The organism is Salarchaeum sp. III (genome assembly GCF_036418315.1).
GTDB lineage: Archaea > Halobacteriota > Halobacteria > Halobacteriales > Halobacteriaceae > Salarchaeum.
On the sequence record NZ_JAZHPG010000014.1, the window covers coordinates 1 to 26,029 of the forward strand.

Annotated in this window: 25 protein-coding genes; 14 read left to right on the forward strand and 11 right to left on the reverse strand. The window is 67.4% G+C overall.

Annotated features, from left to right (window positions below):
* Window positions 1–955: MmgE/PrpD family protein (locus U3A55_RS01805; protein WP_330989810.1), on the forward strand; the 955-nt coding region annotated here is incomplete at its 5' end.
* On the opposite strand, the gene U3A55_RS01810 is transcribed toward U3A55_RS01805, so the two are convergent.
* Together U3A55_RS01810 and U3A55_RS01815 are read right to left on the reverse strand one after the other, a co-directional pair.
* Window positions 956–1,726: an ABC transporter ATP-binding protein gene (locus tag U3A55_RS01810; protein WP_330989811.1), complete on the reverse strand. Its 771-nt coding sequence runs from the start codon at window positions 1,724–1,726 to the stop codon at window positions 956–958.
* Entirely contained in the window at window positions 1,723–2,463 is a 741-nt protein-coding gene (locus tag U3A55_RS01815; protein ID WP_330989812.1) for an ABC transporter ATP-binding protein, read from the reverse strand. Before U3A55_RS01815 ends, U3A55_RS01810 begins: the two co-directional genes overlap by 4 nt.
* A 141-nt stretch (window positions 2,464–2,604) precedes the next feature.
* On the opposite strand from U3A55_RS01815, the gene U3A55_RS01820 reads away from it, so the two are divergent.
* Window positions 2,605–3,381, forward strand: a complete 777-nt coding sequence (locus U3A55_RS01820; protein WP_330989813.1) for an SDR family oxidoreductase — start codon at window positions 2,605–2,607, stop codon at window positions 3,379–3,381.
* Between the two features lie 35 nt (window positions 3,382–3,416).
* On the opposite strand, the gene U3A55_RS01825 is transcribed toward U3A55_RS01820, so the two are convergent.
* The gene (locus tag U3A55_RS01825; RefSeq protein ID WP_330989814.1) at window positions 3,417–3,911 is read right to left on the reverse strand and encodes a LeuD/DmdB family oxidoreductase small subunit; all 495 of its coding nucleotides are present in this window, start codon (window positions 3,909–3,911) and stop codon (window positions 3,417–3,419) included.
* Window positions 3,912–5,171 (reverse strand): aconitase/3-isopropylmalate dehydratase large subunit family protein, encoded by a 1,260-nt coding sequence (locus tag U3A55_RS01830; RefSeq protein WP_330989815.1) that lies wholly within the window; start codon window positions 5,169–5,171, stop codon window positions 3,912–3,914.
* Between the two features lie 455 nt (window positions 5,172–5,626).
* Here U3A55_RS01830 and U3A55_RS01835 point away from each other — a divergent pair, with 455 nt between their 5' ends.
* Entirely contained in the window at window positions 5,627–6,811 is a 1,185-nt protein-coding gene (locus tag U3A55_RS01835; protein ID WP_330989816.1) for an ABC transporter substrate-binding protein, read from the forward strand.
* Window positions 6,812–6,943: 132 nt separating this feature from the next.
* Here U3A55_RS01835 and U3A55_RS01840 read toward each other — a convergent pair whose 3' ends face one another.
* Window positions 6,944–9,313, reverse strand: coding sequence for a heavy metal translocating P-type ATPase (locus tag U3A55_RS01840; RefSeq protein ID WP_330989817.1), 2,370 nt, complete (start codon window positions 9,311–9,313; stop codon window positions 6,944–6,946).
* A gap of 126 nt (window positions 9,314–9,439) precedes the next feature.
* The gene (locus U3A55_RS01845) at window positions 9,440–10,735 is read right to left on the reverse strand and encodes a putative manganese transporter (protein WP_330989818.1); all 1,296 of its coding nucleotides are present in this window, start codon (window positions 10,733–10,735) and stop codon (window positions 9,440–9,442) included.
* Between the two features lie 249 nt (window positions 10,736–10,984).
* On the opposite strand from U3A55_RS01845, the gene U3A55_RS01850 reads away from it, so the two are divergent.
* From U3A55_RS01850 to U3A55_RS01865, 4 genes are all read left to right on the forward strand, one after another.
* The gene (locus U3A55_RS01850; protein WP_330989819.1) at window positions 10,985–12,187 is read left to right on the forward strand and encodes an MFS transporter; all 1,203 of its coding nucleotides are present in this window, start codon (window positions 10,985–10,987) and stop codon (window positions 12,185–12,187) included.
* Window positions 12,188–12,238: 51 nt separating this feature from the next.
* Window positions 12,239–13,093 (forward strand): hypothetical protein, encoded by an 855-nt coding sequence (locus U3A55_RS01855; RefSeq protein ID WP_330989820.1) that lies wholly within the window; start codon window positions 12,239–12,241, stop codon window positions 13,091–13,093.
* A 58-nt stretch (window positions 13,094–13,151) separates the two neighbouring features.
* Window positions 13,152–14,018, forward strand: a complete 867-nt coding sequence (locus tag U3A55_RS01860; protein WP_330989821.1) for a universal stress protein — start codon at window positions 13,152–13,154, stop codon at window positions 14,016–14,018.
* A 105-nt stretch (window positions 14,019–14,123) separates the two neighbouring features.
* Window positions 14,124–14,573 carry a YccF domain-containing protein gene (locus tag U3A55_RS01865; protein WP_330989822.1) on the forward strand — a complete coding sequence of 150 codons (450 nt, stop codon included), beginning with the start codon at window positions 14,124–14,126 and terminating at the stop codon, window positions 14,571–14,573.
* Window positions 14,574–14,622: 49 nt separating this feature from the next.
* Here the strand turns inward: U3A55_RS01865 and U3A55_RS01870 are convergent, their stop codons facing one another.
* Both U3A55_RS01870 and U3A55_RS01875 read right to left on the reverse strand, forming a co-directional pair.
* Window positions 14,623–15,336 carry a ferredoxin--NADP reductase gene (locus U3A55_RS01870; RefSeq protein WP_330989823.1) on the reverse strand — a complete coding sequence of 238 codons (714 nt, stop codon included), beginning with the start codon at window positions 15,334–15,336 and terminating at the stop codon, window positions 14,623–14,625.
* A 99-nt stretch (window positions 15,337–15,435) separates the two neighbouring features.
* Entirely contained in the window at window positions 15,436–15,912 is a 477-nt protein-coding gene (locus tag U3A55_RS01875) for a GNAT family N-acetyltransferase (RefSeq protein ID WP_330989824.1), read from the reverse strand.
* 291 nt (window positions 15,913–16,203) lie between these two features.
* Between U3A55_RS01875 and U3A55_RS01880 the strand changes: the two genes are divergently transcribed.
* The 3 genes from U3A55_RS01880 to arsB are packed head-to-tail and all read left to right on the forward strand — an operon-like array spanning window position 16,204 to window position 18,247.
* Window positions 16,204–16,602, forward strand: a complete 399-nt coding sequence (locus U3A55_RS01880) for an ArsR/SmtB family transcription factor (RefSeq protein WP_330989825.1) — start codon at window positions 16,204–16,206, stop codon at window positions 16,600–16,602.
* A complete protein-coding gene (locus tag U3A55_RS01885) occupies window positions 16,599–17,039 on the forward strand; it encodes a low molecular weight phosphatase family protein (RefSeq protein ID WP_330989826.1) in 441 nt (146 codons plus the stop codon). The genes U3A55_RS01880 and U3A55_RS01885 overlap by 4 nt, the downstream gene beginning before the upstream one ends.
* Before the next feature lie 35 nt (window positions 17,040–17,074).
* The gene (gene arsB, locus U3A55_RS01890) at window positions 17,075–18,247 is read left to right on the forward strand and encodes an ACR3 family arsenite efflux transporter (protein ID WP_442978252.1); all 1,173 of its coding nucleotides are present in this window, start codon (window positions 17,075–17,077) and stop codon (window positions 18,245–18,247) included.
* A gap of 8 nt (window positions 18,248–18,255) precedes the next feature.
* On the opposite strand, the gene U3A55_RS01895 is transcribed toward arsB, so the two are convergent.
* Window positions 18,256–19,437 (reverse strand): outer membrane protein assembly factor BamB family protein, encoded by a 1,182-nt coding sequence (locus U3A55_RS01895; protein ID WP_330989827.1) that lies wholly within the window; start codon window positions 19,435–19,437, stop codon window positions 18,256–18,258.
* An 88-nt stretch (window positions 19,438–19,525) separates the two neighbouring features.
* On the opposite strand from U3A55_RS01895, the gene U3A55_RS01900 reads away from it, so the two are divergent.
* From U3A55_RS01900 to U3A55_RS01910, 3 genes are read left to right on the forward strand one after another with little or no spacing between them, the layout of a single operon-like run.
* Window positions 19,526–20,866 carry a hypothetical protein gene (locus U3A55_RS01900; RefSeq protein ID WP_330989828.1) on the forward strand — a complete coding sequence of 447 codons (1,341 nt, stop codon included), beginning with the start codon at window positions 19,526–19,528 and terminating at the stop codon, window positions 20,864–20,866.
* 39 nt (window positions 20,867–20,905) lie between these two features.
* Window positions 20,906–21,217, forward strand: coding sequence for a DUF7471 family protein (locus U3A55_RS01905; protein WP_330989829.1), 312 nt, complete (start codon window positions 20,906–20,908; stop codon window positions 21,215–21,217).
* Window positions 21,214–21,720, forward strand: coding sequence for a winged helix-turn-helix transcriptional regulator (locus U3A55_RS01910; protein WP_330989830.1), 507 nt, complete (start codon window positions 21,214–21,216; stop codon window positions 21,718–21,720). The genes U3A55_RS01905 and U3A55_RS01910 overlap by 4 nt, the downstream gene beginning before the upstream one ends.
* Window position 21,721: 1 nt before the next feature.
* Here U3A55_RS01910 and U3A55_RS01915 read toward each other — a convergent pair whose 3' ends face one another.
* Window positions 21,722–22,243, reverse strand: coding sequence for a COX15/CtaA family protein (locus U3A55_RS01915; RefSeq protein ID WP_330989831.1), 522 nt, complete (start codon window positions 22,241–22,243; stop codon window positions 21,722–21,724).
* A 192-nt stretch (window positions 22,244–22,435) separates the two neighbouring features.
* Here U3A55_RS01915 and U3A55_RS01920 point away from each other — a divergent pair, with 192 nt between their 5' ends.
* Complete coding sequence (locus U3A55_RS01920; protein WP_330989832.1) at window positions 22,436–23,557, forward strand: hypothetical protein; 1,122 nt, start codon at window positions 22,436–22,438, stop codon at window positions 23,555–23,557.
* 100 nt (window positions 23,558–23,657) lie between these two features.
* Here the strand turns inward: U3A55_RS01920 and U3A55_RS01925 are convergent, their stop codons facing one another.
* On the reverse strand, window positions 23,658–25,931 hold the full coding sequence (locus U3A55_RS01925; protein WP_330989833.1) for a hypothetical protein: 2,274 nt from the start codon (window positions 25,929–25,931) through the stop codon (window positions 23,658–23,660).
* Window positions 25,932–26,029 lie beyond the last annotated feature (98 nt).

Genomic DNA, 26,029 nt, shown 5'->3' on the forward strand with positions numbered 1-26,029 from the left:
GGCGTTCGTTGCGGGGTACGAAACCGCGGCGCGTGCCGGCCGCGCCTGCTACCCGCTCGCGGACGGCTATCATCCACACGGCGTCTGGGGTGCGGTCGGCGGCGCGGTCGCGGTCGCTACCTACCGCGGGTACGACGCGGACGGTGTGCGGCGGGCGGCGCGTATCGCGGCGAAGGACGCCCAGCACACGCTCATGGCGGCGGCGACGGAAGGCGCGACGGTGCGGCAGGCGTTCGCCGGGCGCGCGAACCTCGACGCCCTCCTCGCCGCCGACCTTGCGAGCGCTGGGTTCAGTGGCGTCTCGGACGGAGTTGCGCGCCACCTCTCGCTCGCCGCGTCCGAGTTCGACCGGGCGGCCCTCGCCGCCGGTCTCGGTGAAACGTGGGAGGTCACCCGCGGGTACTTCAAACGGCACGCCGCGTGCCGGTACACCCACCCGACACTGGATGCGGTGAACGCGCTCGCCCAGTCCGGCCTGTCGGCGGACGCGGTCGCGTCCGTTCGCGTCGAAACGTACCCGGCGGCGGCCGACCTCGCGGAACGCCGGCCGGTGAACGCGCTGCAGGCGAAGTTCTCCGTGCCGTTCGCGGTCGCGACGCGGCTCGTTCATGGGACCTCGGGAAAGGAGGCGTTCGTCGAGGACGCGATTGACGAGGCGACGCTCGCGCTCGCGGCCCGCGTCACGGTCGTCGCGACCGACGAGATGCGGGCCGGGCTGCCCGACCGGCGGTCCGCGCGCGTCGTCGTCGAAACCCACGACGGGCGGACGTTGTCTGAGACCGTACAGCACGCGGCGGGCGGTGCGGAGAACCCGTACGGTGAGGACGAGGTGCGCGAGAAATTCGATTCGCTTACCGAGCCCGTGCTCGGAGCGGAACGTGCGGACGCGTTGTGGACGGCGACGAGAGACGGATCGGGAAGAATAGCGGACGTACTGGAGCTGACGCGGCAGTGACTACCCGAGGCCGAGGTAGAGTTCGATGAGTTCGTCCTCCTCCGCGAGACCGGACGGCGGGCCGTCGTACTGGGTGCTGCCCTGCGCGAGAATGTAGACGTGGTCGGCGGTGGGAAGCGCGGCCTTCACGTTCTGTTCGACGAGCACGACCTGCTTGCCGTTGTCGACGAGCGTCTGCACCTGTTCCATCACGTCGTCGACGAGGCTCGGCGCGAGGCCTGCTGACGGTTCGTCGAGCAGGAAGATGTCCGCGCCGGACACCATCGCGCGTGCGAAGCTCAGCATCATCTGCTGGCCGCCGGAGAGCGATTTCGCCTGTGCCGACAGGAAGTCCTCCAGCACGGGGAACGCCGCCAGCGCTTCGTCGATGCGTCCCTGGACGGTCTGCTTGTCGTCGACCGTGTACCCGCCGAGGAGGAGGTTCTCCTTGACGCTCATCGTCGGGAAGAGCCCGCCGTCCTGAGGGACCGTGATGATTCCAGAGTCCACCATGTCGCTCGCGTTCGCGTTCGTGAGGTCGCGGTCGCCGCGGCGTTTCGACCCGGACCAGAGGGGGAGTTTCCCGCCGAGGGCCTTGATGAGCGTGGATTTTCCGCTGCCGTTCGGGCCGAAGATGCACGTTACGCCGTCGCGGCTCCGCATGGAGACGCCGTGGAGGATTTCCGAATTCTCGTATCCCGTGACGGCGTCCTCCACGACGATGGACTCCATGGTCTCTTGGTCTGCGGGACGTGCGGCGGCGTCCGCGTCCGCGTCCGCATCCGCGCTCATGCTAACACCTCGGAAAGGTCGTCTTCGGAGCCGAGGTACGCGTCGCGGACGCGGGAGTCGGCCGTCACCTCGTCGAACGACCCCTCGACGATGACCTGGCCGTGGTCGAACACGGTAACTTCGTCCGCGAACTCGCGGATGAGGTCCATGTCGTGTTCGATGATGACGAACGTGGTTCCGCGTTCGTTCATCTCCTTGAGACGGTCGACGATGCGCTTCTGGAGCGCGGGGTTCACGCCGGCCGTCGGTTCGTCGAGCAGGACGCACTTGGGGTCGAGCATGAGGAGGCGGGCGAGTTCCAGGAGTTTCTGCTGGCCGCCACTCATGTCGCTCGCCTCGTTGTCCGCGATGTGGTCGAGGTCGAGGAACTCGAGAATCTCGTCTGCTCGCCGACGTTTCTCGTCGGTCACGCGCAACCCCTTCGACTTGACCGCGAGGAGGTTCTCCCGAACGGTGAGGTTCTTGAAGGGAGAGACGATCTGGAACGTGCGGGCGAGACCCTGCCGGGCGATTTCGGGGGGTCGTTTCCCCGTGATGTCGGTGCCGTCGAAGCGAACGGTTCCACCGTCAGGGTGGTGGAATCCAGTGACGGTGTTGAAGAATGTCGATTTCCCGCTGCCGTTCGGGCCGATGATACCGCGAACGTTCCCCTCCTCCACGGAGAGCGTGATGCCGTCGTTCGCGTGTATGGCCCCGAACGATTTACGGAGGTCTTCGATCTCTAAGAGCGACTCCATCGTGTGAGCGGAGGCGACGCCCCACCATAAACCTTGGTACGTGCCGACAACCCACTAGCAGGACGGGTCGGCGTTGAATCCCATCGTCCCGTGGTATGTGATGGCGAAACAGCAAAGAGCCCGTTCCCCGAAGGCCGGGACGTGAACGATCTCCTCACGGGCCAGACTGCCGTCGTCACCGGCGCCGCGAGCGGTATCGGGCGTGCAATCGCGCTCCGGTTCGCGGAGCAGGGGGCGGACGTCGTGGTCGCGGACATCCAGCAAGAACCGAGAGAGGGCGGTGACCCGACGCACGAACGAATCGGTGCGGAAACCGACCGAGCGGGCCGGTTCGTGGAGTGCGACGTGCGCGACCCGGCCGCGCTCGAACGCGCGGTCGCGGCGGCCGACGAGTTCGGCGGAATCGACGTGATGGTGAACAACGCGGGCGTCTTCCAGTCGGAGGAGTTCCTGTCGGCGACGGAAGCGGAGTTCGAGCGTGTGATGGCGACGAACGTCAAGAGCACGTACTTCGGCTCCCAGGCCGCCGCGAAGCGGTTCGTCGACCGCGAGGCCGGCTGCATCGTCAACATCTCGTCGACCGCCGGTCTCTACGGGGTCGGGGAGTACGTCGCCTACTCCGCCTCGAAGGGCGCGACACGTCTGTTGACGTACGCGCTGGCGGACGCACTCGGCCCGCACGGCGTCCGCGCGAACGTCATTCATCCGGGCGTCGTGGAGACGGAGATGACGCGCTCGGACAGCCAAGTGGTCGGAACGGACGCCGAAACGTCGTTTCGGGAGCGCGCACCGCTCAATCGACTCGGGAGTCCGGACGACGTTGCCGCGGCAGCGCTCTACCTCGCGAGCGACGACCTCGCGGGGTACGTCACGGGGGAAAGCCTCGTGGTTGACGGCGGCATCCACAACACCGGGTAGCGCACGAGCTCGTCGCGTCGTGCCGGCGGTGCGCGTCAGGAATCGTCCGCGTGTCGGCGGTACGCGACCAGACCACCGGCGTCGAGGATTTCGAGGAGGTCCGGAGGGAGCGCGGCCATCTCGAACCGTTCGCCGGTCGTGCGGTTCTCGACGACGCCCGTTTCGATGTCCACGCGCACGGTATCGCCCTCGGAGACGTGGTTCGTGATACCGGGGACTTCGGCGATGGGGAGGCCGACGTTGATGGCGTTCCGGTAGAAGATGCGGGCGAACGACTCGGCGACGACGGCGCCGACGTTCGCGTTCCTGATGGCGACGGGTGCGGCTTCCCGTGAACTTCCGAGTCCGAAGTTCCGGCCCGCGACGAGGATGTCCCCGTCGTCGATGGTATCCGCGAACGACTCGTCGTACCCGTTGAGGACGTACTGGCCGAGTTCGGCTTCGTCGACGGTGTTCAGGTATTCGCCGGGAAGTATCTGGTCCGTGTCCACGTCGTCGGGGAGCAAGCGAGCGCGGCCGGTTCGCTCCATTCACACCACCTCGCGGGGATCCGTGACCTCGCCGTGGACGGCCGCAGCGGCAGCGGTCTGCGGGCTGGCGAGATAGATCTCACCGGGCCCCATCCGCCCGGGGAAGTTCCGGTTCATCGTCCCGACACAGACATCGCCCTCGCCGAGGAGGCCGCCGTGCGCGCCGAAGCACGGCCCACACCCGGGCGTGCCGACCATTCCGCCCGCGTCGAGGATGCTGTTCGCGACACCGGTCTCGTTCATTCGTTTCAGGGTGTTCTTCGTGCCGGGAACGACGATGAGGTCCGTGCCGCGAGCGACCGACTCGCCGTTGAGGTGGTCGGCAAACGCTTGGATGTCCGCCCAGCTACTGTTGTTGCACGTGCCGACGAACACCTGGTCGACCGCCGTGCCGGCGACGTTCGCGACGGTGTCGATGTTGTCGACGGCGCTCGGTTTGGCGACGAGCGGTTCGAGCGTGCCCGCGTCGATGTGTCGGTCAGTCGTGTACTCGGCGTCCGCGGTCGGTTCGACCGGCGTGTAGTCACGGACTGCGCGGCCGTCGAGGTACTCGCGAGTCGTCTCATCGGGCGGGACGATGCCCGCCATCGCCCCCATTTCGACCGTGATGTTCGAGAGCGTCTGGCGTTCGTGCATCTCGAGATCGCGAACGCCCGCCCCGTGGAACTCGACCGCGTCGTAGATCGCGCCGTTCGTCCCGAACTCCCGCATCGCGGCGAGCGCCAGGTCCTTCGCACCGACACCGTCGGGGAGCGTGTCCTCCACGACGACGCGTTGCGTTTCGGGAACCCGCAGCCAGAGGTCGCCCGTGCCGAGAACTTCACCGAGGTCAGTGTGACCGATACCGGTCGCGAACGCGCCGAACGCGCCGTGGGTCGTGGTGTGGGAGTCCGCGCCGAGGACGAGCGTGCCGGGGAGCGAGTAGCCGTTCTCGGCCATGAGGTTGTGACTGATGCCGTTCCCGGCGGGGAAGAAGTGCTCGATGCCCTGGTCCTCGACCCAGGCTTCCATCTCGTTCATCTGGGTGCTGATGCGCTCGTTCGGCGAGGGGACGTAATGGTCGAAGACCAGAATCACGTTCTCCGGGTTCGTCACGTCTGAAAACCCGAGTTCGTGCATCCGTTCGATACCAGCGTACGCCGAGATGTCGTGGCAGAGCACCCAGTCCGGGGAAACTGTGACGTGACTTCCCGGCGCGGGACGCTGCGGGGTTTCGGCGTGTGCTGCGAGTATCTGCTGCGCTATTGTTCCGCCAACCATGACCTGGTCTTCGCCGACCGTACTGAAATAAGTAGCGTGCACGACCGGCCCCGAAACCCACCAATATACCATATGCCGCGATATCAAAAGGCTGCGCTGTTCATTTTCGCGTGTTTTCGCGGTATCTGTCGGTAGTTCGGGTACTGTTCAGTCGGTAAGTCGATCTCGGTCCGTTTTTCGCGCTGGTAGCGGACTCACTAACTTCCAGAATTCTCAGTTTCGTTCGTAGGCTTAAATGGACACGAAGATTGTGCGATGTCAGGAGCAGGGACGATTCAGTCAGTCCGGGACGAACGCGTTGTTGAAGATTGAGGTCGCTTAACGGCGGGTCCGCACCATCGAGTTTCTGTTCTCAAACCGAGACCACCGATGTGTTCGCGCGTTGTGGCGCCCACCTAATTTTGGCTGGCCTAAAAAGCAGAACGCTTTTGTATATTTAGGTTGGCCTAAATCGTATGGCAGGCGACGCCAGTGAACACGAGGCACCGACGCGCCGTGACTACATGAAGTACAGTGGGACAGTTCTCGGTGGGGCGCTCCTTGCTGGCTGCTCCAGTGACAGCAATGGCGACACACCCGAACAAACCGAGACAACCACGGGCACGTCGACAGAGACCCAGCAGCCGGACGACCAGTCATACTCAGTGACCATGGAGCCGGTAGGGACAGTTGAATTCGAGTCCGTCCCGGAGACCATTGCGCCCTTTACCGCCGACTATATCGACATGTTGGTCGCGCTGGGTCAGGCCGACGCCGTCCAGTCCATCTGGTACCGCGGCCGGTACAAGACGATTCACTATGACGACCTCGACGGTGTCTCTATCGACCTCGACGGTCTCACCCAACTGTGGAACGCCGGCGTCTCCAAGGAAGCGTTCTACGAGATGAATGCAGATGTGCATCTCATCGACCCCCACTCGCTGACGGACTGGCTCGCAACGTGGGACCAGTCCGACCTCGAAGAAATCCGGAATAACGTCGCCCCGTTCCTCGGAAATCTTATCTTCCGGCACACGGACGACTGGCACGACTACCGCTACTACTCACTGTACGAAGCGTTCGAGAAGGTCGCCGCAGTCGTCCAAGAACGCGAACGCTTCGAGGCGATTCAATCGATGCACGAAGACCTGATCGAAACCGTCCAGGCCCGACTGCCACCGCGGACGGAGCGCCCAAACGCTGCGCTCATGTTTGCAGGGAAGCAACCCGAAACGTTCACTCCCTACCGTATCAGTGGTGGCGGCGCGAACAAGGAACACTTCCGCGCGGTCGGTATCGAGGATGCCTTCGAAGGGACGGGCGTCGAGGGATACACTGGCTCCGAGTCTCTGGATTACGAGACGCTGCTGGAAATCGACCCGGACTCCCTATTGCTCCGGTACCACGGGCGTGGGATGACCCGTGCGGAGTTCGAGGACACGGTTATCCCGTACCTTGAGGACCACAACCTCGGTAGCGAACTGACGGCCGTCCAAGAAGGACGAGTGTTTCGCGGGGGACCCATATACGCCGGTCCGCTGCACAACCTGTTTATGATCGAACGATACGCAACAGGTCTCTACCCTACCCAGTTCGAGGAGGATCAGCTGATTGACCGCGACCGGCTGGCGACTATCATCACCGAAGGCGTTCAGGAATAGAACACCCCTCGCGAACGAGGCAGAAAATGCGTGGCACCGGTCGTGACGCCAGAGGCCCTCTTCGCGCCCGACCGCGACTATCTGGTGCTCGCCAAAGCGCAATTCCGGTCGCCAGCCGAGTACGAGTCAGCGCTACTCTGCGGGTTCGTCGGCAGTGATGCGGGAGAGCCGCATCGCGTTCCCGGTGACGGCGACAGTCATGCCGGCGTCGCCGGCGAGCACGGCGAGCCAGATGGGGACGTAGCCGAATGGGACGGCGAGCGCGAGTCCGGCCTTGACGGCGAGGCTCGCGCCGACGTTCTGCCGGATGACGGCGTTCGCGCGGTCGGCGAGCATATGGATGTAGGGGAGTCTGGAGAGGTCGTCGCCCATCAGGGCGATGTCTGCGGTTTCGAGCGCGGTGTCGGTGCCGGCCGCGCCCATCGCGACGCCGACGGTCGCGGTCGCCATCGCGGGCGCGTCGTTGATGCCGTCGCCGACCATCGCGACGGTCTCGTACTTGTCGACGATGTCCTCGACGGCCGCGACTTTCTCCTCGGGGAGGAGTTCGGCGCGCACGTCGTCGATGCCGACCTGGTCGGCGATGGCGCGCGCGGTGCGCTCGTTGTCTCCGGTGAGCATCACGGTGTGTTCGACGCCCTGTTCGTGGAGGCGTTCGACGGCGCGCGCGGCTTCCGGCCGCACTTCGTCCGCGACGGCGATGACGCCCTCCAGTTCGTCCGCCGTGCCGACGAGGACCACAGTCTTCCCCTCGGACTGGAGGGCGGGAACGGCGTCGGAGAGGAGGTCGAGGCAGTTGTGGCGCTCGCACAACTCCTGGGTGGTGCGCGTAACGACGCCGCCGTCAGTGGTGGCGTGGACGTGCGAGAGGTCGAATCCGAGTTCCTCGAACAGGCCGGGTTTGCCCGCGTAGTGACGGGTGCCATCGAGGTCGGCGCGCACGCCCTTCCCGGTGATGCTCTGGAAGTCCGTGATATCGTTGCGCGCGACCGCTTCCTCGTCGGCACGTTCGACGATGGCGTCGCCGATTGGGTGTTCGCTGCGGCGTTCGAGACCGCGCGCGCACCGGAGCACGTCCTCCTCGGTGTTCCCGCCTATCGGGATGACATCGGTGACGGTGAGTTCGCCCTTCGTGAGCGTGCCCGTCTTGTCGAACGCGACCGCGTCCACGTCCGCGACGGCTTCGAGATGCGCGCCGCCCTTCACGAGCACGCCGTTCTTCGCGGCGCTCGTCAGCCCGGAGACGACGGAGACGGGCGTGGAAATCACGAACGCACAGGGACAGGCGAGCACGAGGAGGGTGAGGCCGTTCACGAACGCGTCCGTCCACGAGGTTCCGAGGACGAACGGACTCCCGAGGACGACGAGCACGGCGAACGCGACGACAGCGGGCGTGTAGTAGGCGGCGAACCGTTCGACGAACTGCTCGCGTTCGGTCTGCTCGGACTGGGCGTCCTCGATGAGGTCGACGACCCGGGAGAGCGTGTCCTCGCCCGCCGCGGACGTGACTTCGATTTCGAGGTAGCCCTCCTCGTTGATGGTGCCGGCGTAGACCTCGTCGCCCTCTGTCTTATCGACGGGAACGCTCTCGCCCGTGATTGGGGCTTGGTTCACCGCGCTCCCACCTTCGACGACGGTGCCGTCCATCGGTATTTTCTCACCCGGTCGTACGACCACCACGTCACCGACCTCAACGGCTTCGACGGGAACGGTTTCGGTGGTGTCGCCGCGCTTCACCGTGGCTTCGTCCGGCGAGAGGTCCATCAATTCTTGCAGGCTACTTCGTGCGCGGTCCATCGACGCGCGTTCGAGGAGTTCCGCGACGCTGAACAGCACCGCGAGCGTCGCGGCCTCGAAGTAGAGCGATTCGCCGAACCCGACGCTCGCTGCGAGCGCGCCGGTGATGGCGAGCGTCATCAGGAAGTCGATGTCGAGACTGTAGTTCCGCGCGGAGTAGTAGCCGTTCCGCACGATTTCCTGGCCGCCGACCGCGACCGCGAACAGGAAGAGGGCGTCCGCGAGGTGGATGGGTTCGCCGAGCACCGCCGCGACCTGCGGGTTCGACGCGACGAGGAACTCGAACACCAGGCCGATTGCGAGGAGGACGCCGCTCGCGGCGGTCTTCTTCGCGCGCGTGCTCCGCCACACGCCCGTTTCGCCGCCGTGGTCGTGTCCCTCCGCCTCGTCGTGGTCGCCGCTCGACTCGTGGTCGCGGCCGCCTTCGACGCCGACAACCTCGTAGCCCGCGCCCTCAACGGCCGCGATAATCTCGTCTTCGTCGGCGTCGGCGGGGTCGAACGTCGCGACAACCCGACCAGTGGTCGGATGTGTCTCGTACGAGCGGAGGCCGGGGACGCCGCTGAGGCCGTTCTCGACCTTTCCGGCGCAGGACGCGCAGTCCATGCTCGGCACCGTGAGTTTGAGCGTCACCCCGGCGTCGTTCGGTGAGTCGGCGTCCGCGGGCGCGCGCTCGGCGCCGCCGCGGTCTTCGGAGGGAGTCATTACCCGGCCCTACCCGCTCGAAAAGTATTAATTCACCTGCTATGAACACCGCCTATTCTACCAGTAGTTATTACTGAAATGGCTATGAGTTAATAATACGCGGTGTCGGGTCTCGTCGCCGCGCGGTTAGAGGACGCCGAAGCCGAACTGGCTGTACGGCCACACGTAGTGGAGCGCCACACCGACGACGAGCGCGGGGACGGTGGTGTAGATGGTGGCGACGATGGCGGCCTTCATGTCGATCGCCATCAGGGGGAAGAGCGCGTCGCCGTCCTGGCTGACGGCGTTCGCGGTGAGCGCTGAGAACGGCAGGCCGCCCTCGGCGTACACCTGCGCGAACACGATCTGGGGGCCACACCCCGGGACGAGGCCGAGGAGCGCGCCGGCGACGGGCGCGAGTACGCCCGCCGCGGCGGCGAGCGCGGCGATTTCGACGCCGGAGAGCGCGACGGCGTATTCGTAGGCGAGGTAGGCGACGATGACCCAGACGGTCACCATGCTCGTCTCCATCGCGGCGTGCTGGAACGTCGCGTACGCGCTCTCGAAGTCGTCGCGGATGCGGCCGGCCCGGCCCGGCCCGATGACGTCGCGGCCGACGAAGTGGAGGTAGAACGACGCGGTCGTTCCGACGAGACCGGCGACGGTGAAGAGGCCGTAGAACGTCGGCGCGAAGGCGAGCGGAACCTCGGGCGCGCCCCGCGCGAGGTAGAGCACGCCCGCCGCGAGACCCGCGAACGCGACGACCCACCAGACGACGTGGACAACGTGGGTGAACGTCGTGAGCGCGGGGGTGAACCGGCGGACGAAGCGGTTCCACGTGTCACGGACGCCGTGGGGCGCGCGTTCGACGCGCGCGGAGTCGGGAGTGGCGTGGTCGCCCTGGTCGTCGTCGGGGAGGCTGGGGCCGCCGGCGGCGACGTTCGTGGTGGCGAATCCGCCGTCGGTGACGGGGTAGCTGAGGCGGGTGACGGCGCGGTCGACGCGCGCCACGCCGAGGCCGTAGCGGTCGACGGCGTAGCCGAAGAGGACGGCGGAGACGAACGCCAGGCCGTAGGCGTAGGCGGCGGCTTCGGGGGCGAGCGCGAGGATGACGAACGCGGAGTCGCCGGCGGTCGCGGCGAGCGCGGCGATGACGGTGCCGAAACTCACTGTGCCCCGAATGTAGAGCGGCATCGCGATGATAGCGCCGCCGCACCCGGGGGTGAGGCCGAGGAGCGCGCCGGCGAGCGGTTGCACGCGCTCGTTCTCCGTGAGGTAGGTGACGAGGCGGCCGCCCGTCCGGTACTGGACGTAACTGAAGAGGAGGACGGTGACGGCGACGAACGCGCTCACCTGCACGAAGCCATCGCGGACGGAAAACACGAACGCGTCGGCGGCGTCCGCGACCGTGAACGCGGGGAGAAACGAGAGCGCGGCGGTCACGACACCCTCTCCTCCCGCAGCGTAGTCGGGAGCGTACGCCGAGAACAGACGATTTCGAGCATTCTTCTCGAAGGACCCTACTATACCAATCTATAAAATAGTTCCTAGTAAACCTAAATTTAGAACTGTCTAATTTTCTGCTGAGTGTGTTCGTCGGGCGGCGGGAGGGTGCTCGTCGGGGCGCGCATTGGGTGGTCGCCGTCCGTGTATCAGCACTTTCATCGCGGCGCGGCCGCCCACCATAGATAGATGGGTTTGCGAACGGAACTCCGCCGGGAGGCGGCCGGGCTCTGGGACGACGGCACGGGCGTTTCGCTCGTCGCGATAGCGACCGGCTGGGGACTGCTGAACGGCGTGCGAATGGTGTACCCCGTGGTCATCCCGTTCCTCCGGTCGGACTACGGCCTGAGCCTCACGCTCTCGGGGTTCCTCGTGACGGTGCTCTGGTTCTTCGCGGCCATCGGCCAGCTCCCGGGTGGGATGCTCGCCGACCGGTACGACGAGCGCGCGCTCATGGTGGTGAGCGTCGTCGCCGTCGCGGGCGCGCTCGCGCTCGTCGCCACCTCCGCGTCGCCGCTCGTGTTGTTCGCGGCGACGGCAGTCTGGGGTGCGGGCCACTCCCTCTACCCCATCGCCCGCATCACCATCCTCTCGAAGCTCTACACGACCCGGCTCGGGAGCGCGCTCGGCGTCACGATGGCGACCGGCGACATCGGACAGACCGTCCTCCCGCCGGTCGCCGTGGCGCTCGCGACCGCGGTCGCGTGGCAGGCCGGCCTCGGGTTCGTCGCCCCGCTCCTCCTCGTCGCCGGCGTCGCCATCTACGCCGTCACGCCCCGACAGACGCCCACCGGCGGGTCCACGCTGTCCCTCCGGGACACGCTCGGTATCGTCTCCGAACTCCGCACGCCCTCGCTCGGCTTCATGACCGTCATCCTCTTCCTCTACCTCTTCATCTGGCAGTCGTTCACCGCGTTCTTCCCGACCTACCTCACGACCGTGAAGGGGCTCACCTCTCTGCAAGCGAGCGTCCTCTTCGGGTTCTTCTTCGCGGTCGGCGTGCTCGTGAAACCGCTCGCGGGCGCGGCGTACGACCGCGTCGGCATCCGGCACTCGCTCGTCGCCATCCTCCTCCCCGCCGCCGCGGGCTTCCTCCTCCTCCCCCTGCTCGACGACGCGTGGCTGCTCGTCGGCGTCACCGCGCTCGTCAGCACGATGCTCGGCACCGGCGCGGTCACACAGTCGTTCCTCGCGGACGCGTTCTCCGACGAGATGCAGGGCACCGGCCTCGGCGTCATCCGCACCCTCACCGCGTCCATCGCGGCCGCCGGCCCCGTCGTCTTCGGCGTCGTCGCCGACTACGGCTACTTCGACGAGGGGTACGTCGCGCTCGCCGCCGTGATGGTCGTCGTCATCGTCCTCACCTACCGGATGCCCGACGACACGGTCTGAGTCGGAGACATCGGCCGAAAGCTTTCACCGCGGCCCGTTCTCTCGCCGGGTATGCGACGCCGCGAGTTCCTCGCCGGCGGCACCGCCGTCCTCGCCCTCCCGCTCGCCGGGTGCGCCCACCCGCCGGTCGTCCTCGACATGACCGACGCGACCCCGACACGAATCGCCGACGAGCGCTCGCGCGCCCCCGACCCGGGTTCGGAAGCGTACGCGGTCGTCGCGGCCGCCCGCGACAACGACTCCGTCACGCGAACCCGCCGGAGTCGGCTCTTCCACGACGCGAACGCGGTTCGCGTCAACGGCACCGTCTACGAGGTCTCGGAGACGCGCCTCGACAGCACCGAGGTGACGGAGTACGAACTCCGCCTCGACTTCAATCCCGCGGACGAGACGCCGTCGCGCGGCGAGATAGCCTACACGGAACTCCCGCCCGCGGACGAGCGACGACTCGACGAAATCGTCACGAGCGAGTCGAAACGCACCGTCGAGGGCGAGGACATCGTCGTCCACTACGGCACGGCCGACGAAGTCGGAGAGTCCGTGTTCGTCCCGGACCCCCAGTACGACATCCTCGTCTACGAGGGCGACCGGTACCGCGTCACCGTCACCTCCCACGAGAGCACCCGTGAGACGTATCGCTACGAGGTGACGCAGGTCGCTGACAGCGTAGATGCGTTCGTCAGCCGGATTCGCGAGCGATACCGGTTCACGCTCTCCGGGCTCTCGGAGGGCGAACGCGAGGTCGTTGAAACCGCAATCGACGAGGGGTACTTCGAGGAGAGCGACGCGTTCCAGTCGGTCGTCGAGCGGTTCCACGCGCACGACGCGCTCTCTCGCACCGACGCCTACGGCACCTGGCTCACGCAGTACGGGGGCGATGAGTACCTCGCGTACATCGAGTGGTAGGCGGGAAGCCCTGGACGTGACCCAAAACGATTTGCGGGGTCCGACTGTATCCGTCAGTATGTACGAGGACGTTCTGCTCCCCTTTGACGGGAGTGACGGCGCCGCGGCGGTCCTCCAGCACACCGCCGCCATCGCAGGCAAGTTTGACGCCACAGTGCACGTCCTGTTCGTCGCGGACACGACGCGGGACTCAGTGACCGTCGTCGAGGGCCGGACGGTGGACGCGCTCGCACAACAGGGCGAGGACATTGTCGCGGAGGCCGAACGAGCGCTCCGCGCCGAGGGCGTCGACCACGAGTCTGATGTCGTGCAGGGGAATCCCGCACCGACTATCGCCGAGTACGCCGCGCAGTACGGCCACGACCTCATCGCGATGCCGACGCACGGCCGACGGGGCGTGTCGCGGTACCTCGTCGGCAGCGTTACCGAGAAGGTGGTTCGACTCTCCGGCGTTCCCGTTTTGACCGCACGGATGCGGGACGACGAACAGCTCGCGTTCCCATACGAAAACATCCTGCTTCCGACCGACGGAAGTCCGGGGGCGACCCGGGCGGCGGAACACGGCCTCGCGCTCGCCGGCGCGCTCGACGCGACCGTGCACGCGCTGTCCGTCGTCGACACCGCGTTCGCGGGGTTCGACGTTCGCTCGCCCACGGCCGGTGAGACGGCTGCGAACGACGCGCTCGACGACCTGGAAGCGACCGCCGCGGAGCACGGCGTCGAGGAAATCGTCCGGCACGTGGACCAGGGGAGTCCGGTGGACGGTATCCTCGACTGCATCGACGACGCCGACATCGACACAGTCGTGATGGGAACGAGCGGACGACGCGGCACCGACCGCATCCTCCTCGGGAGCGTCGCCGAGAAGACGGTGCGGTCCGCCCCCGTCCCCGTCATCACGGTCGGCGACCCCGAGCAGTCCTGACGCGCAACCCGCTGGTTCCCGACTACGTCTCGGGACTCTCCTGATTGTCGCCGGATTGTTCGGTGCTGGGACGGACTTATCAGCGTCACCGGGCTACGATAGGGTATGGTAGATTCGGGGTCGCATGCGGATGTGTCAGTGACGCGCGATGACGGGAGTCCATCCCTGCTCGTTCGCGCGGTCTACTTCGTCCTCATCGGCTGGTGGGCGAGCGGTATCTGGCTCGGCGTCGCGTGGTTCCTCGTCGTGACAATCATCCTGATGCCGGTCGGTATCAAGATGATAAACTACGTGCCGAAAATCGTCTCGCTGAAGGACAGAACGCTCGAAACGACCGCGGTCACGGAGGCGGACGGAACGGTTATGGTCTCCCAACGCGGCCGCGAGCAGCACTCCCTGCTCGTCCGTGCGGTCTACTTCGTCCTCGTCGGCTGGTGGCTGAGCGGCGTCTGGATGAGTCTCGCGTGGGCTGCGTCCATCACGATTATCGGCCTGCCGCTCGCCGTGTGGATGTACGACCGCCTCCCGTACGTCGTCTCGCTCTACCGGTACTAAGCGGACACGCGACCCACTGTCGAAGGGGAATGTTCGAGGCGTGTACTGTCTACGTGTCGTCGGTCACGGCGTCGTCCTCCCAGCCCTCGCTGTGGATGCGGTCGTCGGGCGCGCCGAGTTCGCGGAGGCGGTCTTTGGTCTGGACGACCATTTCGGGGACGCCGCAGACGTAGAAGTCGCGGGACTCGAAGTCGTCGAACACCGACTCGAGGTGTTCTTGGACGTATCCCTGGCGGCCGGTCCACTCCCAGTTCGGCTGGGAGAGCGTGAACGCCACGTCGAGTTTTGGGTTGTCTGCGGCGAGTTCGTTCAGGGTGCCGCGGTGGATGAGCGAGGATTCGTCCGTCTCGCCGAACAGCATCGTCGCGTCGCCCGTTCCCTCGGCGAGGTAGTGCCTGAGCATCGCCAGCATCGGCGTGATGCCGGCGCCCGTCGCGAGAAACGCCACGTCGCGGTCGAAGTCCTCGATACCGAGGTTGCCTTCGAGTTCGCCGATGGTCACCTCGTCGCCAGGGGTGCGGGTGTGCATGTACGCCGAGGCGAGGCCGTCGTCGTAGCGCTTGATGGCGAACGTCAGTTGGTCGGTCCCGGGGAGGTTCGTCGGCGTGTACGGCCGAACGACTTCCTCGTCGCCGGATTCGAAGTGCACGGTCGTGTGCTGGCCGGGGTCGTACTCGAACTCGTGGTCGGGTACGCGGAGCCGGAACCCCTTCACGCGGGGCGTGAGCGGGTACGTGTCGACGACGGTCGCTGAGTACGTCATTCGAAGACCACCCACATAGTGCCTAGTTCGGGCGGCCGCCACAAAACGCCGGTGGCCGGGAGAACCACGCTGGCGGACAGTCAGGGAGAGCAGGACGGCTCAGAGTTGTTTCTGGTAGCCGATGTAGTCGTGGTCGGCGTCGTCGTTCTCCCAGACGGTGTACTGCTCGTAGCCCCGGGATTCGTAGAAGTCGATAAGGAATGGGTGTTCTGAGTACGTCCCAAGTTGGAGGCGGTCGTAGCCTCGTTCGCGGGCGTATGTTTCGGCGTGCTCGAACAGTCGTGCGCCGATTCCCGCGCCCTGTTCGTCGGGGGCGACGGCGAGTCGTTCGGCGAACGGGTGGTCTTCGGTTTCGAGTACTCGCACCGCGCCGACGACCTCGCTGTCGCGTTCGGCGACGAACTCGGCGGACGGTTCCTCGTCGGCGAACCACGACCGCACGTACTCGTGGTCCACGTCGGTCATGCTCGTCGGGTAGCCGAGGTCGGCGGTCGTCTGGTAGGCCGCGCGGTACAGTGGGACGAGTGCGGGGACGTCGTCGGCGGTCGCGCGCCGGATTTCGACGGTCGCACTCATGCTGTCCGAGAGAGGGTGATGTCCGGGTGAGCGGCGGTCACGCCTGTGTTCCCGTGGAGGGGTGAGACCGCTGTTCGCGTGGCTGCTCCGCGGTCGGGCGAGGGGGCCGGTCGGGCTGCGTGCACGCGCTGGAGTAGGCCGCGGATGCGGAAAAACCGTGTCGATGCCGGCCGGTCGCCTGGTCGTGTCGGCCGGTGACGACGGCTCTTCCTCGAACGCCTGGCGCGCTGTCCGCGTCGTCTCGACCGCAGCCCCACACAGTTATATGAATGAGTGTTCATCTACTCAGTTATGAGTGGACAGACGGAACGGCTCGAACGCCTTATCACGGAGGAGATCGGTGAGTGCTGCGACGGGGACGTGGCGGACCGCCTCGATTCGCTGCGCGCGTATCAATCGGCGGCTCCGACGAACGCTGACGCGGAGGTGACTGCGCTCAAGACGCTCGGGAACGATACGCGGTACGACATCACGCGGCTGCTGACGGCCGCGGACCGAGAGCTCTGCGTCTGCGAGATCAGTCCGGTCGTCGACGTGAGTGACAGCGCGATCAGTCACGCCCTCTCGGACCTCCACGACGCGGGCCTCGTCACCCGCCGGAAGGACGGGACGTGGCGGTACTACGAGGTGACCGACCGGGCCGAAGCCCTCCTGTCCGCCCTCGACGAGACGCGGGGTGACGACCGATGACGGAACCGGTGCGCGTGGCGTTCATGTGCGTGCAGAACGCCGGACGCTCGCAGATGTCGACCGCGTTCGCCGAGCAGGAACGGGAACGCCGCGGCCTCGGCGACGCGGTCGAAATCCTCACCGGCGGCACGCATCCCGCCGACCACGTGCACGACATCGTCGTCGACGTGATGCGCGAGGAGGGAGTCGACCTCTCGGACCGGACACCGCGGAAGATTTCGAGGGCGGAGCTCGAATCGTGTGACTACGTCGCGACGATGGGGTGTTCGACGCTGGAACTCGACGCGGACGCGTCCAGCGTGGACATTCGGGACTGGGCGCTCGACGACCCCGACGGGAACGACCTGGAGCGCGTCCGCGAGATTCGTGAGGAGATACGGGAGCGCGTGAGCGCGCTGTTCGACGAAATCGAGCGGGAGGTGGCGGCGAGTGCGTAACGCGAGCGCCGCCGGTCGAACACCGGGGGACACTGATGCGTAACGCCGACACGGACACGCACGAACACGGCCCGAACTGTACCTGTGAGAGCTGTGGCGACCCGCGGTCGATGGACGTCCTGGATAAGTACCTCACCGTCTGGATTTTCGGCGCGATGGCCGTCGGTATCGGCCTCGGGTTCGTCGCCCCGTCGGTCACCCGGCCGATTCAGGACTTCCACCTCGTCGAACTCGGTCTCATCGCGATGATGTACCCGCCGCTGGCGAAAGCCGACTATTCGCAGCTCCGGGCCGTGTTCAGCAACTGGCGCGTCCTCGGGCTAAGCCTCGCGCAGAACTGGCTCATCGGCCCCACGCTCATGTTCGGGCTCGCCGTGTTCTTCTTCAGCGGACTGGTGCCCGGTCTGCCCGCCCGCCCCGAGTTCTTCCTCGGCCTCGTGTTCATCGGGATGGCGCGCTGCATCGCGATGGTGCTCGTCTGGAACGAACTCGCGGACGGCTCGACCGAGTACGTCACCGGACTGGTGGCGTTCAACAGCCTCTTCCAGATCGTCACGTACGGCGTCTACGTCTGGTTTTTCGGCCTCGTTCTCCCGCCATTGCTCGGGATGGAGACGCTCGTCGCCGGCATCGAGGCGTTCAATGTGACGCCGATGCAGGTGTTCCAGGCGCTCGTCGTCTTCCTCGGCATCCCCTTCCTCGGCGGGTTCCTCACGCGGTACGCCGGCACGCGAGCCAAAAGCGAGGAGTGGTACGAGGAGACGTTCGTCCCGAAAATCGACCCGCTGACACTCGTGGCGCTGCTGTTCACCGTTATCGTGATGTTCGCCACGCAGGGCGAGACTATCGTCGCCGCCCCGACTGACGTGCTCCTCATCGCCGTCCCGTTGACCATCTACTTCGTGGTGATGTTCCTCGTGAGCTTCGGGATGGGGAAGGGTATCGGCGCGGACTACTCGACGACGACGGCGATCGGCTTCACCGCCGCGTCGAACAACTTCGAGCTCGCCATCGCGGTCGCCGTCGCGGTGTTCGGCGTCGGGTCCGGCGTCGCGTTCACGACCGTCGTCGGCCCGCTCATCGAAGTCCCCGTACTGCTCGCGTTGGTGAACGTCGCCCTCTACTTCCAGCGCCGGCTCGACTGGAGCGACGCGACGACCGGCCAGCTCGACGCGGCATCCACCCCTCCGAGCGCGGAGGACGACTGACGGCGGTCTCAGCTGGCGGGGGGCGCGTCGAGGGCGACGACGCGGCCGTCGCCGTACATGACGAGGAGTTCGTCGAGCGGGTCGTCGTCGATGTCGGCGGCGGTCGGGTGAACCCAGACCGCGACGTCGCGCTCGTACGTCGCGACGGTCTCGCCGGTGGCCGCGTCGAGGATCGCGACCTGGCCGCCGTGAGTGACGGCAGCGACCTCGGGTCCGGGGCTGGCAGTGAAGTTCCCGACAATCGGCGCGGGTGTGAGGTCGGTCGTCTCCGAGAGTCGGGTCCGCCACTCGACGGCGCCGGTGGTGGCGTTGACGGCGAGGACGCGACCGCCGCGACTCCCGACGTAGACCTCGCGCGTGCCGTCACGGTCGCCGTCCACGACATCGTGGACGACCGCGCGACCGGCGGTGTCGAGCGTCCAGTCGACCGTCTTGGTGTCGGTGTCGATGCTCGTCACGCGCGCACCGTTCGACGCGACGACGTGCGTTTCGTCCACCTGAACGAGCCATTCAGCGCCGACGGGAACCGACCACGCGCGCGTACCGTTCTGGTGGAGGGCGATTGTGGCGTCGGTCATTCCGACGACGATGCGGTCGTTCATCACGACGGGATCGGCGATGATTGCGGGGTCGACAGAGACGTTCCACGCGACCGACCCGTTGGGGTGCCAGGCGTACGCGCGGCCGTCGAAGTCGATGGCGAAGACGCGGCGCGGGTCGTCGAGCAGGACGGGTTTGCTGTACCCGAAGGAGGTCGTGTTTCCGACGAACGCGCGGTCGCCCGACTCGACATCGTAGCCGTAGACGGCGTTCTCGGCGGTCGGAACGACGACCTCGACGTCGCCGTCGCCGGTGAGGTCGAGGACGGTCGGGTCGCCGATGCCGTGGATTGCGCAGGCGTGGTCGGCGATACCTTCGCTCCAGCGCTGGCTGCCGTTCGCGTCGAGCGCGACCAGCCGACAGTGTCCGCCGCTCCCGGAGACGGCGCTCACCGGCGCGAGCACCGTCGCGTCCTCACCAGAGCCCGCCACGGCGACAGGGTGGTGGTTCACCTGGTTCGGGCGGTCCGTGTCGCTCACCCACGCGACAGTGAGCATCCCCGACCCGCCGCCGTTCACGACCGCGTACGCGCCGACGCCCGCGAGCGCGAGCACCAGCACCGCCGCGGCCGCTATCGTCCTCCGGCGCATACGTGGAGTTCACGGCCGCCCGGGAAAACTCACACCATTCGACGCGCGTACCACTACCGCTTTCCGGTGACGGCCCCACGACCGAGTGATGTCGGTCGCCCGCGCCCTGCCCGCGCTCGCCGCGCTCGCCACCTTCGTTTCGACGGCGGGCGCACACCAGGTGACGGCGACCCGGTTCGACGCGCCGCTCCCACTCGCCCTCCTCTACCTCGGCGCGGGCGCGACGGTCGCCGCGACGGCGCTCTGGCTCGCGCGCACCGACCCCGGCGAAACGAGCGAGCGCCGGGGACGCGCGCTCGCCACGGTCCCGTCGTGGGCCGCGACCGCGAGTCGCTCGCTCGCCGCGCTCGGATTTCTCGCCGTGTTCGCTGGCGTGCTCGCGGTGGGCGTGCTGGGGCGGGCGACGCCAACGAACCCGGCGGTCGTGGTGTTCTGGGTGCTCTGGCTGAAGGGCGTGCTCGTCGCGTCGGCGCTCGCCGGGAGTCCGTGGCGTGCGCTGTCGCCGTGGCGGACCGTTCACCGCGCGCTGGAGTACGTGGAGGGCGGACGAATCGAGGGGCGCGCGTATCCGTCGTGGCTCGCCGAATGGCTGGCCACGCTCGGGTTCGTGGTGCTCGTCGGCGTCTTCGAGAACCTGACCGTGCTTCCGCGGTCGCCCGAGCGCACGAGCGCGCTCCTCGCGGCGTACGCGACCCTGATGGTCTGCGGCGGACTGGTCTTCGGCCGCGAGTGGTACCGGCGCGCGGACCTCTTCGAAGTGTTCTACGGACTCGTCGGACGCGTCGCCCCACTCACCGTCCGCGAACGGGAGGGACGACTGGTCGTCGTGGCGCGGCGGCCGTGGACCGCTTGCGCGCGCCCGGTCGCGTCCACGGCAGTCGTCGCGATGGTCGTCGCGAGCGTGTACACCGTGAGCTTCGACGGGTTCACCAGCACGCCCGAATACCAGGCGCTCTTCCTCGCACTCCGCGACCTCGGCGTCGGTCACGCCCCCGGCCTCCTCGTCTACGCCGTCGGCCTGCTCGCCTTCCTCTCCGTGTTCGCGGCCGTCACAGCTATCGTCGCTCGCATCACCACGGACTCCGCCCGAACTGTCGCGCTCGCGGTCGCCGGGTCCCTGCTCCCCATCGCGGTCGCGTACGAACTCGCGCACAACGCCACTCACCTCGTCGAGAACGCCGCCCTGCTCGTCGGCGCGCTCACCGGAACCCAACCAGTCCTGCTCTCGTGGCTGTCGATTCCCGCATACTGGACGGGGCAGGTCGTGCTCGTCGTCGCCGGCCATCTCGTCGCGGTCGCCGCCGCCCACCACGCCTTCGACCGCGCGTATCCGAGTGGGTCGCTGCGCGCGCACGCGCCGCTCGTCGCGCTCATGGTCGCCTACACCGTGCTTTCGCTCTGGATACTCTCCCGGCCGCTCGCGTCCTGAATCGAACGACATAGAACCCTCCGGTCCGAACGCCCACGCGTGCAGTACCACGGTGGCGACCCGAGTATGCTCCTCGTCGCGGTTCTTCTCGCGGCAGCGGCGATATCGGGCCTGCTCGTCGCGCTCGCCACCGCGGTCTATCTGCGGCGCCGCCAGCGCTCCTACCTCCTCATCGTGCTCGCGTTCACCGCGCTGTTCGCGCGCGCCGGCGTCGCCTTGCTCTCCGTCTCGAACGCGATACCGGCCACGTTCCACCACGTCCTCGAACACGGCCTCGACGTGGTGATGGCCGGATTGGTCGTTGCGGCCGTCTACTACGCCCGCACCGTCGAACGCGACAACCCACCATGACGACACGGACACGCATCACGGACCGTATCGCCGCGGACCCCGGCATCCATTTCAGCGCGCTCGTCCGCGAGCTCGACCTCGCGCCCGGCCAGGTCCAGTATCACGTCCACCGCCTCCTGCGCGCGGACGCGCTCGTCGAGGAGTCGCTGTACGGCCGCACGCACTACTATCCGACCGGGTACGACGCGTTCGAGCGCCGAGCGCTCGCGCTCGCGCGCCGCGAGACCTCCCGCGACGTTCTCGTCGCGCTTCTCGACGGCGACCGGCGGGCGGGCGCGCTCACGGACGACCTCGATCTCGCGCGAAGCACGCTCTCCTATCACGTCAACCGCCTCGTCGACGTGGGCTTGGTCGAGAAGCGTAAGGACGCCCGCCAGCGCGTCGAACTGTCGCTCGTCGACCCCGGACGTACCGCGCGCATCCTCGCCGACATCGAACCGTCGCTCCCCGAACGCCTCGTCGACCGGCTCGAACGCCTCCTGGACTCCGTTTTCGAGCCGTAGCCTACGCGGACTGTTCGGCGGCCGTGCCGTTCCGACGGCGCTGTCTGTGCGTCCAGAGGACGAGCGCTGCGAGACAGAGCAGGGCGAACACCGCGAGCGAGATGACCGTGTGGAGTCCGGCGTACAGCGGGTCGGGGTCGGGGACGCCGGTGACGACGCCGAGCCACGCCTCGAACGGGAGCAGGGCGGTGGCGAGCGTGAGCGACCACCGAGTCAGGAAGAAGTCGCGGACGCGCCACCACGCGAGCGCGGTCGCCGCGAGCATCAGCAGGCCGGTAAGAAACGCGATTGCGCGGTGAAGCCACTCCGCAGCGATCTGCGCGGCGGTGTACTGGGAGGACGCGGCTGCATCCGCGAGCGGCACCCACTGGCCGGCGCACTTCGGGAAGTCGCCGCCACAGGACATCCAGCCGCGGAGCGCGACCGACTGGATAGCCGCGGCCGTGAGGACCACGGTTCCGAGCAGGGAGAGCGTGACGAGCCACCTGAGGGCGCGCGGCGGGTCGAACGGGGGACGACGCATACGGCCGACTGCCGCGCGAAGGCACTTGCGTGTACTGCTCCCCCGCCCGGTTTCGAGAACCCTACCACGAACTACGAGTAGCCGGCGGCCGTCGGCGTCGACATCCGGATGTCTCTACGTGCTCCATCCCGCGCTCTCGTGTCACCCCGTGGGTCGTGCCCGTCATCGCGGCGGCGCGCGCGTCGCGCCGGTATGGTCGTCGTGTTCGCATTGCTCGCGCTCACTCAGGCGTCCGCCGCGTCCGCGCATCGGGCGACTGACACGGGCGTTCTCTCGAAAGCGCTCGGCATCGAACTCGCGGCGCTCGGGGTTATCGTGCTCGGCGTCGCGGTGCTGGCGAAGCGCCGAGCGTGGGTCACGCCGACGCGCGCGCTCGCCGCGGTGTTTCTCGGTATCGTCCTCACCGCCTTCGGCGTCGTGCTCTTCGAGACGCTCTCACCCGACCTCACGTACGGGGCGGGCACGCTCCCGTTCCCGCGGTCGTGGTACGCGCTGATGTCGCTCGTGGGCGGGTTCACCATCATGCTCGCCACTCTCGCGCTCGTCCGCCACAAGTGGCCGTCCCGCCCCCGGTACGCCGCGCTCGGCATCCTGCTCGGCGCGTGGGTTGCCTACCCCTACCTGATTCCCGGTGCGGCGAGCGACACGCATCCGCTCGGCTACGCCATCGTCCTCGCGACACCGGTCGTCGTCGGGTACATTCTCCAGCGGGACGCGGGACGCGCACTCCGGCGTGTCGCCCGCGACCGCGTCGCCACGGCGTTCGGCGTCGGGGTCGCGCTCTGTATGCTCCTCTTCTTCCTCTCCGTCACCGGCTACCTCTCGATTCTCGCCATCGAGGGACTGCCCCACCGCCGGGTCACTGCCGTGATTCCGACGCTCTACCAGCTCGTCACGTGGCCCGTCCTCGAACTGTACTTCCCGCACGTCCCGCTGTTCGTCGCGCTGTCGCCCGGCCACCTCCTCATCACGGGCCTGTTGAGCGCGCTCGTCGGAACGAGCGCGGCGTTCATCGCGTACCGCTGGCGCGCCGGCGGCGACGCGGGCCTCACCGAGGGGAGCGCGGGGAGCGCCGCCATCATCGGGTCGTGCACGTGTGGCTGCTGCGGGCCGCTCATCGCGAAGGTCGCGGTGCTGGCGACGAGTTCCTCGGTCGCCGCGCCCATCTACTGGCTGTTCGTCGACACCGCCTCGCCGTTCAGCACGCTGTTCCTCGTCGGAAGTATCGTCCTCTTCACCGCCAGCGTCGTCTACTCGGTTTCGGCGAGCGCAAGCGACACGCCCGACAGCCGCGAACGCGCCGTTTCAACGTGATTCGCTGCCGTACGCGTCGTCGCGGAGGCAAGCGTTGAGGTCGCCGGCGACGGTCTCGATGATATCGAGGCGCGTGATGTCCGTCGCCCCATCGCTGTGGTCAGTCAGTATCCGTCAAGCCCTGTTGGAGGCCGCGAACGATGGCTTCGAGGTCCGCGGAATCGATATCGAGGTCGAGCGAAATCGCGTGTGGCTCCGTTGCTGGTTCGCTGCTGTCCGCCGAGCCACCGCCCGCAGTGGCGTTTTCGACCGTGGCTTGGGCTTCTTCGGCGGCCGCCCTCGCTTCGGTGGCTGCCTCCTTCGCGTCGCTCGTCGCCTCCGCGAGGTCGGCGACGAGCTCCGATGCGGAGTCCGCGTCCGCTAGTTCCGCAAGGTCGCCCTCACCCGCGCTAACAGCGGCGTCCGCGTCCCCGCCGTTTCCGTCACCGGTTCCCTCCATCTCCTCATCAGTTGCGGCGTCGCTTCCCGCGACGGACTCGTCTCCGTCCGGTTCGTCACCGTCCGGTTCGTCACCAGCCGTCTCGTCTGCCGGTTCCTCTGCCGCCGCTGATTCCTCCACGGCTTCCGATTCCCCGTCAGTCCCGTCCCCGACATCGGCTTCGTCGCCGCCCGTTACATCGGCCTCCGCTGTTTCGCCGTCCCCCGCTGCTTCGTCGTTCGTCGCGTCGTCCGCCACGGCGATTGTGATTCCCGGGCCGGCGTCGATGTCGATGTAGACCGTGTCGTCCTCCCGCGTCAGTTCGACACCGGTGTCGGTTTCGTCGGCTGCGTTCTCGACGCCGCCGTCGGGTTCCAGGGTGTCGGTCTCGGATGCCCCCGTCGTCTCCTGCGTCGGCTCGCCGGCATCGATCTGAACGCCCTCCGGGAGGTCAACGCCGGCAAGGTCGACATCGCCGCCGACACTGATTTCGACGCCGGACTCGTCGTCCACTGTGATTTCCACGCCGGACTCGTCGCCGACCGTACCCTCGATTTCGCCAGCGTCCTCGAGGAGTTCCCGCGTCACTTCTTCGGCTGCCTCGCCGACATCATCTGACGAACCTTCGACGGCGTCTGTCAGCGCGTTCGCTGTCGGCGCTTGCTCCGTCCCGGCGGTCGGGTCTGCTGTGCCGGGCTGTGACGCGGCGTCCGCCTCGTCCGACACCGCTGTCACTGCCTCGATTGGCTCGGATACCTCCGGCGGCGCGGTCTGTGCGGTGGCTTCGCCTCCGCTCCCCGGCTCGCCGGCCGCGTCGGTGGCGTCCGTGACGGGTTCGGTGACCGCCGCAATTTCGTCGGCGAGCTCGCGGACCGTGTCCGCCGTTTCCGCGACCCGTTCACTGGCCCGGTCGATCTCCGCAACCGCCTCCTCCACGACACCGCGTGCGGTCTCCTCGGCGGTCCGTGCGGCCGTCTCCTGCGCCACGGATTCAGCTGTCTCCGTGGCCGTCTCGGCGGCGACCTCGCGAGCCGTCTGCGCAGCCACCCGCTGCGCGACCGACTCCACCGTGTCTGCAACAGCCTCCTCGCTCGCCGGGGTGTCGACCGTCTCCGCGACTTCCTTGGACCGTTCGGCGGCTTCCTCCGCCGTTTGCGCGGCCTGCGACACCTCTTCGGCGGTCTCCGATACCAGTTCTTCGCTGGTGTCCTCCGCGATGTCGCGGGCGACGCGCGCGGCGACTTCCGCGGCCGTTCGCCGCGCAGTCTCCTCGGCCGCAGCCTCCACATCCGCGGCCGCCGTCGTGGCCTCTGATGCCGTCGTGTCGGCCGTGTCCGCGGCCGCCTCGGCCACATCAACCGCCTCCTGTGCTGTCTCTGTGGCGTCCGCGACCTCTGTCGTCCTCGCTTTGGAGCTCGATTCCTCGTCAGCACGCTCCGTGTCATCCGTGTCCGCGGGCGTGGCCACCCGGTATCGGTCCTCCACGTCGCGTTCGAGGAGGCCCGCCCACTCGTACAGGTCGAGAAGCGTGGTGAGGCCGGTTTGGACGCGACTGGTGTCGAGGTCTTGGTCCGCGAGGTCGGCGACGAGCGGGACGAGGTCCTCTTCCGTCAGTGGGTTGTCGGTGAGGACGCCCTGCACGTCGTCTGTGAGGGACCAGTCGGAGAGCACGTCTCGCGCCCGCTCCCTGGCGCGGTCCTCATCCCCGTCGGCGAGCGCGCTCGCGAGCTTCTCTCCGGGAGCGGTCAGCGTGTGTTGTTGCTGATTATGGGGTTCGAGGACACCGAGTTCCTCGAGGAAGCGGGTCTGGCGCCCGACCACATCAGAGACGCTCGTAACGTCCTCGACATCCGACGTGTACGTGGGGGTGTCTGCAGCGCCGGCTTCGCTCCAGCCCGCCAGGATCTCGTGTAGCGTGTCGAGACTCACACCCTTCGGGATGTCGTGCTCGGCCATCACCGGACTCATTGGTAGGAGTTCTCAAAAATCTCGTGGCCGAGTCCCGCCACTACGCTCCGAGCACCGCACTGGAGACCGTGGCGTTTGCTGCGTAC

What these genes read in the sequence shown, in the direction of transcription:
- U3A55_RS01810 (WP_330989811.1), bottom strand. Translation starts at nt 1,726, where the DNA reads ATGAGCGCGGATGCGGACGCGGACGCGGACGCCGCCGCACGTCCCGCA.
- U3A55_RS01815 (WP_330989812.1), bottom strand. Translation starts at nt 2,463, where the DNA reads ATGGAGTCGCTCTTAGAGATCGAAGACCTCCGTAAATCGTTCGGGGCC.
- U3A55_RS01825 (WP_330989814.1), bottom strand. Translation starts at nt 3,911, where the DNA reads ATGGAGCGAACCGGCCGCGCTCGCTTGCTCCCCGACGACGTGGACACG.
- U3A55_RS01830 (WP_330989815.1), bottom strand. Translation starts at nt 5,171, where the DNA reads ATGGTTGGCGGAACAATAGCGCAGCAGATACTCGCAGCACACGCCGAA.
- U3A55_RS01835 (WP_330989816.1), top strand. Translation starts at nt 5,627, where the DNA reads ATGGCAGGCGACGCCAGTGAACACGAGGCACCGACGCGCCGTGACTAC.
- U3A55_RS01840 (WP_330989817.1), bottom strand. Translation starts at nt 9,313, where the DNA reads ATGACTCCCTCCGAAGACCGCGGCGGCGCCGAGCGCGCGCCCGCGGAC.
- U3A55_RS01850 (WP_330989819.1), top strand. Translation starts at nt 10,985, where the DNA reads ATGGGTTTGCGAACGGAACTCCGCCGGGAGGCGGCCGGGCTCTGGGAC.
- U3A55_RS01855 (WP_330989820.1), top strand. Translation starts at nt 12,239, where the DNA reads ATGCGACGCCGCGAGTTCCTCGCCGGCGGCACCGCCGTCCTCGCCCTC.
- U3A55_RS01860 (WP_330989821.1), top strand. Translation starts at nt 13,152, where the DNA reads ATGTACGAGGACGTTCTGCTCCCCTTTGACGGGAGTGACGGCGCCGCG.
- U3A55_RS01865 (WP_330989822.1), top strand. Translation starts at nt 14,124, where the DNA reads ATGGTAGATTCGGGGTCGCATGCGGATGTGTCAGTGACGCGCGATGAC.
- U3A55_RS01870 (WP_330989823.1), bottom strand. Translation starts at nt 15,336, where the DNA reads ATGACGTACTCAGCGACCGTCGTCGACACGTACCCGCTCACGCCCCGC.
- U3A55_RS01875 (WP_330989824.1), bottom strand. Translation starts at nt 15,912, where the DNA reads ATGAGTGCGACCGTCGAAATCCGGCGCGCGACCGCCGACGACGTCCCC.
- U3A55_RS01880 (WP_330989825.1), top strand. Translation starts at nt 16,204, where the DNA reads ATGAGTGGACAGACGGAACGGCTCGAACGCCTTATCACGGAGGAGATC.
- U3A55_RS01885 (WP_330989826.1), top strand. Translation starts at nt 16,599, where the DNA reads ATGACGGAACCGGTGCGCGTGGCGTTCATGTGCGTGCAGAACGCCGGA.
- arsB (WP_442978252.1), top strand. Translation starts at nt 17,075, where the DNA reads ATGCGTAACGCCGACACGGACACGCACGAACACGGCCCGAACTGTACC.
- U3A55_RS01895 (WP_330989827.1), bottom strand. Translation starts at nt 19,437, where the DNA reads ATGCGCCGGAGGACGATAGCGGCCGCGGCGGTGCTGGTGCTCGCGCTC.
- U3A55_RS01900 (WP_330989828.1), top strand. Translation starts at nt 19,526, where the DNA reads ATGTCGGTCGCCCGCGCCCTGCCCGCGCTCGCCGCGCTCGCCACCTTC.
- U3A55_RS01910 (WP_330989830.1), top strand. Translation starts at nt 21,214, where the DNA reads ATGACGACACGGACACGCATCACGGACCGTATCGCCGCGGACCCCGGC.
- U3A55_RS01915 (WP_330989831.1), bottom strand. Translation starts at nt 22,243, where the DNA reads ATGCGTCGTCCCCCGTTCGACCCGCCGCGCGCCCTCAGGTGGCTCGTC.
- U3A55_RS01920 (WP_330989832.1), top strand. Translation starts at nt 22,436, where the DNA reads ATGGTCGTCGTGTTCGCATTGCTCGCGCTCACTCAGGCGTCCGCCGCG.
- U3A55_RS01925 (WP_330989833.1), bottom strand. Translation starts at nt 25,931, where the DNA reads ATGGCCGAGCACGACATCCCGAAGGGTGTGAGTCTCGACACGCTACAC.